A 13,089-nucleotide genomic window follows, 5' to 3' on the forward strand; every position below is an offset into this window, starting at 1 on the left:
CTCCTTCAAGCCGCCGCGCCGATGATGTCGGCATAGCCGTTGGCTTCCAGATCCAGCGCCAGCGACTTGTCGCCGGTCTTGATCACCTGTCCCTTGTAGAGGACGTGAACCGTATCCGGCACAATGTATTCCAGCAGGCGCTGGTAGTGTGTGATGACGATCACGGCACGATCGGGCGAACGAAGAGCGTTGACGCCATCCGACACGATCTTCAGCGCATCGATGTCGAGGCCGGAATCCGTCTCGTCGAGAATGCAGAGGCTCGGCTCCAGCAGCGCCATCTGCAAGATCTCGGCGCGCTTCTTTTCACCGCCGGAGAAGCCGACATTGAGCGGCCGCTTCAGCATATCCGGATTGATCTTCAGCTCGGCTGCGGCTTCCTTGACCCGACGGATAAAGTCAGGGGTCTTCAGCTCTTCCTCGCCGCGATACTTCCGCTGCTCGTTCATCGCCACTTTCAGGAACTGCATGGTGGCAACGCCCGGGATTTCGACCGGATACTGGAAGGCAAGGAAAATGCCCTTTGCAGCGCGCTCCGACGCGTCGAGCTCGAGAATGCTCTCGCCATTATAAAGGATGTCGCCTTCCGTCACTTCGTAGTCTTCACGACCCGAGAGGATATAGGAGAGCGTAGACTTCCCCGAGCCGTTCGGCCCCATGATGGCGGCGACTTCGCCGGCCTTGACGGTCAGGTTCAGGCCGCGAATGATCTCGGTACCATCCTCGGCGATCCGGGCATGGAGGTTTCTGATTTCAAGCATTGGTTCACTCTTTCGTACAACGGTACCGACCTGTCGTGCAGAGGGTCAGTCGTTCAGTTCCATTCATGTTCGCAGCGATGGAGGCCGGCCCTCATGCGGGCCAGCCGGATCGTAGCTGCCGGAAGTCGGGACGATCAGCCCACAGACCCTTCCAGCGAAATCCCGATCAGCTTCTGTGCTTCGACCGCAAATTCCATCGGCAACTCCTGGATGACTTCCTTGACGAAGCCGTTGACGATCAGTGCGATCGCCGCTTCCTCGGGAATGCCGCGCTGAAGGCAGTAGAACAGCTGATCCTCGGAAATCTTCGACGTGGTTGCCTCGTGCTCGAACTGCGCCGTCGAGTTCTTCGCCTCGATGTAGGGCACCGTATGCGCACCGCAGCGATCGCCGATCAGGAGCGAATCGCACTGGGTGAAGTTTCGGGCATTCGTCGCCTTGCGATGCGCCGAAACCTGACCGCGATAGGTGTTTTGGCTGACGCCCGCAGCGATACCCTTGGAGATGATGCGGCTCGACGTGTTCTTGCCGAGATGGATCATCTTCGTGCCGGAATCGATCTGCTGGTGACCGTTGGAAACGGCGATCGAGTAGAACTCGCCGCGGCTGTCGTCGCCGCGCAGAATGCAGGAGGGGTATTTCCACGTGATCGCAGAGCCCGTCTCGACCTGCGTCCAGGAGATCTTAGACCGGTCTCCCCGGCAGTCGCCGCGCTTGGTGACGAAGTTGTAGATGCCGCCCTTGCCGTCCTTGTCGCCCGGATACCAGTTCTGGACCGTCGAATACTTGATCTCCGCATCGTCGAGCGCCACAAGTTCGACCACGGCCGCATGAAGCTGGTTCTCGTCGCGCTGGGGTGCCGTGCAGCCTTCGAGGTAGGAGACGTAGGCGCCCTCTTCCGCGATGATCAGCGTGCGTTCGAATTGCCCGGTGCCCTTCTCGTTGATTCGGAAGTAGGTGGACAGTTCCATCGGGCAGCGAACACCCTTGGGAACGAACACGAACGAGCCATCGGTGAAGACAGCCGAATTCAGCGTCGCGTAGTAATTGTCCGTCGTCGGTACGACGGTGCCGAGATATTTCTTCACGAGATCAGGATGTTCGCGGATGGCTTCGCTGATCGACATGAAGATCACGCCGGCCTTCTTCAGCTCTTCCTTGAAGGTCGTGACGACAGAGACCGAATCGAACACGGCATCGACCGCGATCTTAGACGTCTTCACACCGGCCAGCAGTTCCTGCTCGCGCAAGGGAATGCCGAGCTTCTCGTAGATCTTTAGAATTTCCGGATCGACATCGTCGATGGAGGTTGGACCCGGCGTGCTCTTCGGCGCGGCATAGTAGGAGATCGCGTTGAAATCGATCTTCGGATAGTTGACGCGCGCCCAATCCGGCTCGGTCAGCGTGAGCCAGCGGCGATAAGCCTCCAGACGCCATTCGAGCATCCAGTCGGGCTCATCCTTCTTCGCGGAAATGAACCGGATAATCTCTTCGGACAGGCCATTCGGGGCCTTGTCCATCTCGATCATCGATTCAAAACCATACTTGTACTGGTCAACGTCGATCAGCTTCACCTGATCGATTGTTTCCTGCACGGCAGCCATGTCATTCTCCCGTCTTGCCGGATGTCAAGGATCCGGCCCTCTGTGAGGCACGATTGTGTCGTGCCGTCTATGTAATGGGCCGAGCAGGCAGTTTCACCCTTTTTCGGCCTCGGAAATTCAGCTTTCACACGCTTTCTTCATGCCGCCGCAATGTGCAGCCGCCGTCGCCCGGCAATCCGAGCGAAGATGTCGATAACACGGTCGATCTCCTCGACCGTCGTCGCGGGTCCTATGGAGATACGCAGCGCCCCAAGCGACGGATCTTGCCCCATCGCCATCAGCACGTGGCTCTGTCCTACCTTGCCCGAGGAGCAGGCAGATCCGGCAGAGAGGGCAACCCCCTCCAGATCGAACGCGATCTGGCCCGTCTCCGCCTTCAGGCCGGGCAGACTGAAGAAGGCCGTATTCGCGACCCGCAGGGTATCCGCGCCGTGGATCAGAACATCCGGCGCAGCGTTCCGCATGCCGGCTTCCAGCCTGTCGCGCAAGGTCGTCACCTGCACATGGTAAAGGTCAAGCGCATCCTTCACTGCACGCGCAGCCGCACCGAAACCGGCAAGTGCCGCCGGGTTTTCGGTACCCGAGCGATGCCCTTTCTCCTGCCCGCCGCCATGGATGAGCGGACGGGGCATCAATACTTCGCCGGATGCGACAAGTGCACCAGCCCCCTTTGGCCCGCCGATCTTGTGCGATGCGAGGATCAAAAAGTCCGCGCCCAGCGCCGAGATCGACACCGGGATACGCCCAACCGCCTGAACGGCATCCACGACCAGCAGTCCGCCCGCAGCCTTCACACGCTTGGAAACTTCAGCGATCGGTTGAATGACGCCGGTCTCGTTGTTGACGAGCATCACCGCCACCATCGGGATGCCCTCTTCTCGCGGATGGGCCGCCAGCGCGCCATCGAGCGCATCGAGGTCGATCGTGCCGGCCTGCGTCACCGGCAATTCCTGACCGCGATCTTTCGGAAAGCGCCCACCCTCGCGCACGGCCGGATGCTCGATGGCGGAGACATACAGACGGCCGATGCCGAGCGGCGTTCTTCCCATGCGGAAATCCGGCGTCAGCACCATATTGGCAGCTTCCGTTGCACCGCTGGTAAAGGTGACGCAGGCCGGCTCGGCCTCGCAGAGTGCCGCCACATCGCGGCGCGCGGCCTCGATCACCGTTTTCAGCCGCCGGCCTTCTGCGTGAACGGAGGAACCGTTGCCCGTCAGGTCGAACGCGGACAGGAACGCGTCACGCGCGGCGGCCGAGATAGGCGCCGTCGCATTCCAATCCATGTAGATCCGTGGCATGGCCATGTCGACCGTCCGTATCCTGTCCCTCACGCATACGGCGTACGGGGATCTGTTCTTGCCAAAAGCGCCTGCCGGTCCATCTTAACCGGAGCAGGCACCGCATTTTCCTTGAAGTTTTCGCTTCGCTTGCCGTAAGAGACGACACCTGCACGTACGCCGTGCCAAGTTTTGAATGGTTCTAAACTGGTTTTAGAAAAGCTGAGTGCTTTCGTCAAGACTGCTCGGCCGTCTTATCCGATTTTCGGAACCATGCTCACGCCGGAGACCCAATGCCCGAAGTCATTTTCAACGGACCCGCTGGCCGACTGGAAGGCCGCTATCAGCCTTCCAAGCAGAAGAATGCACCGATCGCGATCGTTCTGCATCCCCATCCCCAGTTCGGCGGGACGATGAACAATCAGATCGTCTACCAGCTCTTCTACATGTTCCAGAAGCGCGGTTTTACCACGCTACGGTTCAACTTCCGCTCCATCGGCCGTAGCCAGGGCGAGTTCGATCACGGTGCCGGCGAATTGTCCGATGCCGCATCGGCGCTCGACTGGGTGCAGAGCATGCACCCGGACAGCAAGAGCTGCTGGGTTGCAGGCTATTCGTTCGGCTCGTGGATCGGCATGCAGCTGCTGATGCGCCGGCCTGAGATCGAAGGCTTCATCTCGGTCGCGCCGCAACCCAATACCTACGACTTTTCGTTCCTGGCACCCTGCCCTTCCTCCGGCCTGATCATCAACGGCGATGTCGACAAGGTTGCGCCGGAGAAGGATGTGAACACGCTGGTCGAGAAGCTGAAGACCCAGAAGGGCATCCTGATCACGCACCGCACCATCCCCGGCGCCAATCACTTCTTCAGTGGCCAGGTGGATACATTGATGGCCGAGTGCGAGGACTATCTCGACCGCCGCCTGAACGGCGAACTGACGCCGGAGCCGGCTGCGAAACGTATTCGATAAGGACGATGGCGAACATCGTTATCGATACGAATGTGCTGACAAGTGCCTGTATAGGTAGCGGCGCCTCTTCGAAGATTATCGAGCTTTGCCTTTTGAAGACATTGACGCCGGTTTTGTCGGCTTCGCTTTTTCTGGAGTATAGAGACGTCCTGTCCCGCGAGGCGATTTTCGGTAGGGCGCGTCTCGACAGTGTGGAACGCAGCCTGCTGCTGCGCGCCTTTGTATCGACGTGCCGATGGCATGACATCTACTTCAGCTGGCGGCCGAACCTCGTCGATGAAGCCGACAATCACGTTTTCGAATTGGCTGTAGCAGCAAACGGCGCTACGATCGTTACGAACAATCTCCGGGACTTTCGGTCCATGGACCTCAAGTTCCCGGAGATCGTCGTCGAAACGCCTCAGTCGCTGCTGCAAAGGATGATGCCATGAACGCGATCGTCATTCCGGTATCCGAAGACACGGCAGAGAAAGTTGCGCGCATTGCCGGCGAACGCGGCGTGAGCGTCGAGACATTGATGTCGGATGTCGCTGTGCATATGGTCGAACAATTCGAAACCCACAAGCTCTACCTCCAAGAGGCCGAACGCGGGCAACATGAGATCGACGAAGCACTGGAGCTTCTGAGACGTCCTTGATCCCCATCGATCACGGCCTTGGATTGAGAATACCACCCCTCACCGGCTCCCGCACACCCGTCGTCCCTGGGAATGTCAACGGAAGCCCGCGCAGCGACCGCACCGCGAGATAGGCCCAGGCCTCCGCCTCCATGGCCCCGCCATCCAGCCCCATGGCATCGGACGATACGACGCGGGCGCCGCTCTCGGCAGCCAGCGCGGAAAACTCATCCATGATGACCGGATTGAGCCGGCCTCCACCCGAGACGATATAGGTCTTCGGCCGGGCCGGCAGATGGGTCGCGCAGCGCAGGATCGCGGCACCGGTGACATGGGCGAGCGTCCGAGCGCCGTCTTCGAGCGAGACCTCGCCCTTGACCGGCGGCAAGAAATCGCCCCGATCAAGGGACCGGCGATGATTGCCCGCGAAGAACGCATGATCCAGATACCGCGCCGCCAGACGAGGCACGACGCTCCCTCCCGCGGCAACAGCACCCCCGGCATCGAACGACCCGCCGCCATGGGCCTCGATCCACTGGTCGATCAGCATGTTACCGGGACCACTGTCGAAGGCCGAGAGCTGCCCATCCTCGCCGACGAAGGTCAGGTTGGAGATGCCGCCGATATTGACGAAAACGACCGGACCTTCGAGATCGCCCGGCAGGTTGGCAGCGAGCGCTTGATGATAGACGGGGATGAGCGGCGCGCCCTGCCCGCCCGCGACCATGTCGGCGGCCCGCATGTCACCGACAACGTCGATGCCGGTTTCGGCAGCCAATAAGGGTGCATCGCCGATCTGCACGGTCAGCCCGGCATCCGGCCGGTGCAGCACTGTCTGCCCGTGAAAACCGATCACATCGACGTCGGACGCCTTCAGCCCGTGCGCATGGAGAAAATCATGAACGGCAACGGCATGTAGCAGCGTCAGATCGCGCTCGATCCGCGCGAGATCCCCCGGGCGCTCCAACCGTTGCCGGATCGGACCTGCCATGACGAGCGCCGACTTCAACCGTTCGCGGAAGCTTCTGTCGTAGGAAAGGCCATGGGACGGACCGCGTTTGACGATCGTCTCGCCGTCGGTTTCCAGCAACGCGATGTCGATCCCGTCCATGCTGGTGCCGCTCATCAGCCCGATCGCCGTCTTCACCGCCGTCATGTCCCGTCACTCCTGCCGAATCGCATCAGCGTTTCCTGTCAGCAACATTCATGACCGAGACGGATGCACTTCGCAAAAAACAATGCTAAAGGCCCGGCTTCAGCCAGATTGAAGAGTTCAGGTCCATGTCCAGGTTCAAGTCCGATTTCCTTCGCACGCTCGATGAGCGCGGCTTCCTCCACCAACTCTCCGACGAGAGCGGGCTGGACGCGCTATTTCAGAAGGAGGTCGTGACGGCCTATATCGGCTATGATCCGACCGCCTCGAGCCTGCATGTGGGCCACCTCACGCAGATCATGATGTTGCATTGGCTGCAGGAAACCGGCCACCGGCCCCTGTCTCTGATGGGCGGCGGCACCGGCATGGTCGGCGACCCTTCGTTCAAGGAAGAGGCCCGCAAGCTGATGACGGTCGAAACGATCGAGGAGAACATCGCCTCGATCAAGCGCTGCTTTGCAAATTACCTCGACTATGACAGGCCGGGAAACGCGGCCCTGATGGTCAACAATGCTGAATGGCTCCGCCCGCTGAATTACCTCGAATTCCTGCGCGATGTTGGCCGGCACTTCTCGGTCAACCGCATGCTGTCTTTCGACAGCGTCAAGACGCGGCTTGATCGCGAGCAGTCGCTGTCCTTCCTCGAATTCAACTACATGATTCTGCAGGCCTACGACTTCGTGGAACTGGCCAAGCGCTACGACTGCCGCCTCCAGATGGGAGGCTCGGACCAGTGGGGCAACATCGTCAACGGCATCGACCTCGGCCATCGCATGGGGACACCGCAGCTCTACGCCCTGACGTCGCCCCTGCTAACGACCTCGTCCGGCGCGAAAATGGGCAAGTCCGCCTCCGGCGCGATCTGGCTGAACGCCGAACTGCTGCCGGTCTACGATTTCTGGCAATACTGGCGCAACACGGAGGACGCCGATGTCGGCCGCTTCCTCAAGCTCTTCACCACGCTGCCCATGGACGAGATCACAAAGCTGACGGCTCTCGGCGGCGCCGAGATCAATGAGGCAAAAAAGATGCTGGCAACGGAAGTGACCGCGATCCTGCACGGCCGCGCCGCCGCAGAGGCCGCCGCGGAAACCGCGCGCAAGACCTTCGAGGAAGGCGCGCTTGCCGAAGATCTCCCGTCGATCGCGATCCCCGCAGCCGAACTCGACGCCGGCCTCGGTCTTCTAACCCTGATCGTCCGCTCCGGCCTCGCCGCTTCCAACGGCGAAGCCCGCCGCCACGTCCAGGGCGGCGCCGTCCGCATCAACGACGTTGCGATCTCCGACGAGCGAAAAGCCATCGGTTCGAGCGAACTGACATCCGACGGCGTGATCAAGCTCTCCCTCGGGAAGAAGAAGCACATTCTCGTTCGTCCGTCTTAACACGAGCGGGAACGCCCATCAAAACGCACGCAAGGGCATCGGCAGCATGGTTGCCGACGCCTTCTGCGTTCATCCGCTTCCTATAAATTCGTCAATTGAACTCAAAGATATTCCGGAACACGCCCGGCGCGATGATCGATAACGGGTTGATTGTGAGGTTCGGTTTGGTGAAGGATCCCGTCAGCTTGAAGGTGATGCCGAGGAGTCCCCGGTCGCGGCCGTTTCCGAGCAGAGTGCCGATGAGCGGCAGTTCGCTGAAGAGGCGGTTGAGGCCGTAGGCCGGCATGAAGGTGCCGGTCATGTCGATCTTGCCGTTGGGATCGCGCACCACGCCCTGAAAGGTCGCGCCGACATCGTTCCCGCGCACGACGCCGTTGTCGAGGGCGATTTGTCCGCCATCAAGCGCGAGGTTAGCAAAACCACGCTCGAACTTCACCGAACTCATGTCTATGTCCTTCTTCACCGCCTGGTTCAGGCTGCGCCCGTCGGAGGTGGACGGTGAAGAGACCATGGATTGCAACCGCTGCTCGTTAACGAGCGCGAACTTGCGGATATCGAGCGTTCCGCGCCAGGAATTGCCGCCGCGGTCGCGGAGCTTCAGGTTCAACAGGCCCCCACGCATATTGGCATAGATATCGGCGAACCGGGCAAGTGCACCTGCGTCGCCACTTGTCAGCTGGACGATATTGTCGGCGCCGGACGCCACGAGATCGCCAACCACGGCCTGTCCGGTAGATGTCACTGCCTTCAGCTTGAGCCCTTCGATCGCTTTTCCGCGAGCGGTGTAGGAAAGATCGACGTTGGAGAGCGTTTCCGAGTGGAAACCCTGCACGCTTTCCAGCGAAGCGTCGATCGACACGCGTTTGGCCGCCGCCTGGGAGACGTCACCCTTGACGCCCGGCGACTTCAGGCTGTCGATGACCGAGCGGATATCGGCGGAGGTACCGTTCACCGTGACACCATAACCGCTCTTCTGCCGCTTCACGGAGACGGCATAGTTGTCGCCAGCCGCAAGGCGCACGGAGGTGAGATCCGCCGATGCCAGTCCGGACTTGTCGATGGAGATCGAGCCGCCTGCCCCGAAGCCTTCGCCGGAGATCTTGAAGTCGCTGATCGAGGTCACCCCGTCCTTCGTCACGGCGGATAGGCTCGATGTTGCGGGCACGCCGCGCCCCTTGCTCCAGCCGATCCACGGCAGGGACAGTGTCGCAGCTTCCAGATCGACCTTGACCACCTGCCGATCGCCATCCTGGAGGTCCACGTCGAGCCCCACGGGTCCATCGACGATGCCGCTCAGCCCCGGCGCGAACTTGGAGAGTGCACCGTCGGGCAAGGTTCCGGAGACGGTGCGGATGCGCTTCACAGGGCTGTTCGCCCCGATCGGCTCCACTGCGTCGAGCTTCATCGTCACGCCATCCACAGCTGCCTTTGCGTCGAGAATGGCGTGCTGGGGGTCGATACGCAGCGTTCCATCGATGTTGGAGATCTCGCGCCCGGCCATCGGCGTCTTCAGCGAAACGCCGTTCAGCTGCATTTCCGCCTGCCACTCCGGTGGTGGAGGGTGCTGATCGCGAACGAGCCCAAAGCGGGCTCCGACATTGGCCGTCATGGGGCCGGAGAAGTCCTCCGCCTTGAACGGTGTCTTCTGCAGGGCTTCCAGCGGCCGATAGCTCACGAGTTCGGCAATCGCATCCGCCTCGCCGCTCACCTGCAGCTTCAGTTCCGCCATGAGAGGTTTGCCATAGGTGTTCGGAAGAATGAGGTTGCCACCATTCAGCGTGACCGTCCGCCCGGACGGGAAGTACGCCGTGCCGCTGTTGATATCCACCTGCGCGCGCTCGCCCTCCAGCGTGAAATGCCCCGTCGCGTCACGCAGCGGCGGGATATCGCCGGCAATGTTCACGCGCGCGCCGCCGATATCGAAATCGATCTTCAGTTCGCCCGCACCCAGCTCCACCGGGCCTGCCGTCTGGGCGAGCCGGCCTTCCTCGATCGCCAGTTCGACCTTGCCGTTGTTGACGGTGCCGCCGAAGATATTGGAGATGACCCAGCTGCGGGCCTTTTTGGCCACCCACCACGGCCAGAGCTGCTTGATACCGGCCGTCTGCATCTCCGTCGTCAGGCCCGCGAAATTGATCTGCGGCGACGTATCCGAAAACGCGATCGAAAGGGAACCGGCGAAGGTGCCGAGGTTGCTGGAGACGGACAATTCGCGAAACAGCAAGGCATGCCGCTCGGACTGGAAGTCGCCCGAGATCTTCGCGTCGAAGATCAGCGGCGGCTCGTTGACGTCGATCGGCGCGGAGGTCCCGCCTTTTACCAAGACATCGATACTGAAGCCCTTAGGCAGCGTCAGCGACATTGGGTCGGAAGGTGGCGGCGCCGTAGAGAGGGTCGCAGCCGGTGCCATGGATGCAGCGCTGTTCGAATCGATATCGCGGACGGCGCCGCTGAACGGGAACACCGACTTGCCGAGCCGAACGGTCGACGTCTGCACCTCTATGCTGCCGCGATCGAAATCATAAGCCAGATTGACGTCGGACGGCATGAGATCGGACTGCAGGCCGCTCGCGACGAAGACGCCCTCGGCGAGAGCGCCGGACATAGTCAGTTCGGGCGCAATGCCCTCGCCTGCCCGCACAGCAGACAGATTGATCGAGGCCTTGGTATCGAGACCGAACGGCGGCTCGGTGGCAGTCTCAGCGCGGTAGAGAAGGGCCGAGGTGGGCAGACCGGTCACGGCACCGCCAAGGCGGATGATGCGCCCTTTGTCGCTATCGGCGGTCAGTTGCAGCGCTGTCGATGTCCCGTCGATCGCGGCATCGCCGCGGATGGTCATGGACCCGTTCTCTGCGCGGGCGAAGTCGAGAGAATGAATGTCGAGTTTGACGACGCGATTGCGCGGCCCGGAAAGCGGCAGCATCACATCGGCAATACGCACGACCTGCGTGCCGCTGCGGGCGATCAGGCTCGATATCGTGTCCATCTGCGCAAAGACCGCTTCCATTGCGCTGCCGACGTCGGCAATGCGAATGCGGGTCAGGTCGAGGGGCTTGCCTTGCGGCAGGATGGCCGGGGCGAGACGCGCACCCTCCGCCTCGATACGGGATACGGAAATCTTGCCGGAAAGCAGCGAAAGCGGATCAAGCTCGATAAAGACCGATTCAGTCGTCAGCAATTGCTCGTCCGAGGAGCTGCGCTTCAGCGACACATCCTGCGCCTTGAGAGCCAGCGCGCCGTCACCGGTCAGGCGCACCACCGTGCTTCCCACATCGACGTGATAGGGCTCGCCGAGCGCATTGTTCAGGGCCGCTTGGGCACGCGTGTTCAATACGCGATCGATCCCGCCGGCTTCAACGGCGACGACGAGACCGGCTGCAAGCAGGATGACGATGGAGACGAGCCCGAGCACACCCTGAACACAACGCCGCGGCCAGCGCCGGCGTGTGGTTGCGTGCAGGATACAGGGATCGTGCGCCTGAGCCGAGGGCAGCGAATGCAACGCGACGATGTCCTCCTTGCGGAAGACGGTCTTCTCACCCCGGATCTCACTCATGAGCCGTGTCGGCCTCTGCGAAGGTCGAAAAATGCATGTGTCGGCAAAATCCCGTGGCTCGAAGCGTAAACCTAATTTTACAAATCAGTGGATCGCCCCAAACATCTTGCCTTCCGGCAGACGATGCAGCAACCGGAGTTACGTGCTTGCGCCACGAAAACCATGTGCGCCGGTGATCATGATGAAGGAGACGAGCCGTCAAATTGCCGTCCATGATCGGCCGTTCCCCCTATGGGGATGACGGCGTGCTGCCTTGCACCATATAAGTGAGGCGACAAATGGTCGAAACGATGTATTCCGTTATAATTCGCTGACAGACCGCAGAGAAACAGGAGCCACCATGACCGTCATCGCCACAGGCACAAAAGCACCGGACTTTCATCTGCCGCGCGATGGTGGCGGAACGGTCTCGCTTGCCGAGCAAGCAGGACGTCAGGTCGTGCTCTTTTTCTATCCGAAGGACGACACCACCGGCTGCACGGCCGAATCGATCGCTTTTACTGCGAATATCAAGGCGTTCGAGGCCGCCAACGCGGTCGTCATCGGCATGTCGCCCGATTCGGCGAAAAAGCACGACAAGTTCGTCGCCAAGCATGATCTCGCTGTGATCCTTGCGGCGGATGAGGAGAAAACGACGCTGGAAGCCTATGGCGTCTGGACCGAGAAAAGCATGTACGGCAAGAAGTACATGGGCGTGGAGCGCACCACCGTTCTCATCGGACCGGACGGCATCGTCACCCGGGTGTGGGAAAAGGTGAAGGTTCCCGGGCATGTTGAAGAGGTTCTTGCCGCTGTTCAGGCCGCAGCCGCGTGAGCGACGAGGCGATGCCGGATGGCGCTCTTGAGACCGCCTCCCCGGGCAATGGAACGAACGGTTCGCTTGCGATGCGATCGCTGCGCGACGGCGCGGCGCTTGCCATTCGCACGGCCGATCTCGACCTCAAGACGGATCTTGCACAGGAGGCTGCGCGTCGCTGGAGCGAGCGCCGCCTGTCCCTGCGCTCGCCGCTGGATACAGCGGTGCCCGTCCGCCCCGGACGCCCGGAAAAGCCCGAACTGATACCGCCACAGCGTGTCCCACGTCGCGCGCTGACAACCCTGCGCGGACGCATCGCCCTTCTTCACGCCATTGCCCATATCGAACTGAATGCCGTCGATCTCGCCCTCGACATCGTCGCGCGGTTTGCGACCGAGCGTGTGCCGAACTCGTTCTTCGATGGCTGGATGCGCGTCGCCTTCGAGGAGGCGAAGCATTTCCGGCTGGTGCGAAACCGCCTGCGCGATCTTGGCGCTGATTACGGCGACCTTCCGGCGCATGACGGGCTTTGGCAGGCGGCGCACGACACCCGCAACGACCTGACCGCCCGCCTCGCCGTCGTTCCGCTGATCCTCGAAGCCCGAGGCCTCGACGTAACCCCCGCTTTGCAGGAGAAGATGCGGCAATCAGGCGACGACGCCAGTGCCGCCGTCCTCGACATCATCTACGAAGACGAGAAAGGGCATGTCGCCGTGGGCGCGAAGTGGTTTCGATTCCTGTGCGCCCGCGAAGGCAAGGATCCTGCCCGGGCCTTCCAGGACCTCGTCCGTGCCAATTTTCGCGGTCCTCTCAAGGCGCCGTTCAACGATGTTGCACGCGCGGAAGCCGGTCTGACGCCGTCCTTCTACCGCTCGATGACAGCCTCCGTGAACATCTGAGACAGCGCATTCCCTAGATGATATCAAGCAAATATTAACCTTAACAAGCTCTACTCCGCTGCATGAATAAGGGC

The 13,089-nt window shown here is 61.3% G+C and carries 12 protein-coding genes; 6 read left to right on the plus strand and 6 right to left on the minus strand.

Annotated elements, in window-relative coordinates; all coding sequences use genetic code 11:
* Window positions 1–5 precede the first annotated feature (5 nt).
* From sufC to BSG19_RS25625, 4 genes are all read right to left on the minus strand, one after another.
* Window positions 6–761, minus strand: coding sequence for a Fe-S cluster assembly ATPase SufC (gene sufC / locus BSG19_RS00330; protein WP_062694333.1), 756 nt, complete (start codon window positions 759–761; stop codon window positions 6–8).
* 134 nt (window positions 762–895) lie between these two features.
* A complete protein-coding gene (gene sufB / locus BSG19_RS00335) occupies window positions 896–2,365 on the minus strand; it encodes a Fe-S cluster assembly protein SufB (protein WP_062593059.1) in 1,470 nt (489 codons plus the stop codon).
* A 137-nt stretch (window positions 2,366–2,502) separates the two neighbouring features.
* Window positions 2,503–3,669: a cysteine desulfurase family protein gene (locus BSG19_RS00340; RefSeq protein ID WP_092983817.1), complete on the minus strand. Its 1,167-nt coding sequence runs from the start codon at window positions 3,667–3,669 to the stop codon at window positions 2,503–2,505.
* Window positions 3,670–3,692: 23 nt separating this feature from the next.
* Window positions 3,693–3,881, minus strand: coding sequence for a hypothetical protein (locus BSG19_RS25625; protein WP_139274701.1), 189 nt, complete (start codon window positions 3,879–3,881; stop codon window positions 3,693–3,695).
* Window positions 3,882–3,935: 54 nt separating this feature from the next.
* On the opposite strand from BSG19_RS25625, the gene BSG19_RS00345 reads away from it, so the two are divergent.
* The 3 genes from BSG19_RS00345 to BSG19_RS00355 are packed head-to-tail and all read left to right on the plus strand — an operon-like array spanning window position 3,936 to window position 5,250.
* Window positions 3,936–4,613: an alpha/beta hydrolase gene (locus BSG19_RS00345; RefSeq protein WP_092983819.1), complete on the plus strand. Its 678-nt coding sequence runs from the start codon at window positions 3,936–3,938 to the stop codon at window positions 4,611–4,613.
* 5 nt (window positions 4,614–4,618) lie between these two features.
* Window positions 4,619–5,044, plus strand: a complete 426-nt coding sequence (locus tag BSG19_RS00350; RefSeq protein ID WP_092983821.1) for a putative toxin-antitoxin system toxin component, PIN family — start codon at window positions 4,619–4,621, stop codon at window positions 5,042–5,044.
* Window positions 5,041–5,250: a hypothetical protein gene (locus BSG19_RS00355; protein WP_092983823.1), complete on the plus strand. Its 210-nt coding sequence runs from the start codon at window positions 5,041–5,043 to the stop codon at window positions 5,248–5,250. Before BSG19_RS00350 ends, BSG19_RS00355 begins: the two co-directional genes overlap by 4 nt.
* A gap of 10 nt (window positions 5,251–5,260) precedes the next feature.
* On the opposite strand, the gene BSG19_RS00360 is transcribed toward BSG19_RS00355, so the two are convergent.
* Window positions 5,261–6,385, minus strand: coding sequence for an anhydro-N-acetylmuramic acid kinase (locus BSG19_RS00360; RefSeq protein ID WP_092983825.1), 1,125 nt, complete (start codon window positions 6,383–6,385; stop codon window positions 5,261–5,263).
* 125 nt (window positions 6,386–6,510) lie between these two features.
* Here BSG19_RS00360 and tyrS point away from each other — a divergent pair, with 125 nt between their 5' ends.
* Entirely contained in the window at window positions 6,511–7,764 is a 1,254-nt protein-coding gene (gene tyrS, locus BSG19_RS00365) for a tyrosine--tRNA ligase (protein ID WP_092983827.1), read from the plus strand.
* Between the two features lie 91 nt (window positions 7,765–7,855).
* Here tyrS and BSG19_RS00370 read toward each other — a convergent pair whose 3' ends face one another.
* On the minus strand, window positions 7,856–11,320 hold the full coding sequence (locus BSG19_RS00370; RefSeq protein ID WP_092983829.1) for a YhdP family protein: 3,465 nt from the start codon (window positions 11,318–11,320) through the stop codon (window positions 7,856–7,858).
* 340 nt (window positions 11,321–11,660) lie between these two features.
* Here BSG19_RS00370 and BSG19_RS00375 point away from each other — a divergent pair, with 340 nt between their 5' ends.
* A complete protein-coding gene (locus BSG19_RS00375; protein WP_092983831.1) occupies window positions 11,661–12,134 on the plus strand; it encodes a peroxiredoxin in 474 nt (157 codons plus the stop codon).
* A 71-nt stretch (window positions 12,135–12,205) separates the two neighbouring features.
* A complete protein-coding gene (locus BSG19_RS00380; RefSeq protein ID WP_092985419.1) occupies window positions 12,206–13,015 on the plus strand; it encodes a ferritin-like domain-containing protein in 810 nt (269 codons plus the stop codon).
* The last annotated feature ends 74 nt before the right edge of the window (window positions 13,016–13,089 follow it).

It is taken from the genome of Rhizobium sp. NFR03, assembly GCF_900111275.1.
In the GTDB taxonomy this organism is placed as follows: domain Bacteria; phylum Pseudomonadota; class Alphaproteobacteria; order Rhizobiales; family Rhizobiaceae; genus Ferranicluibacter.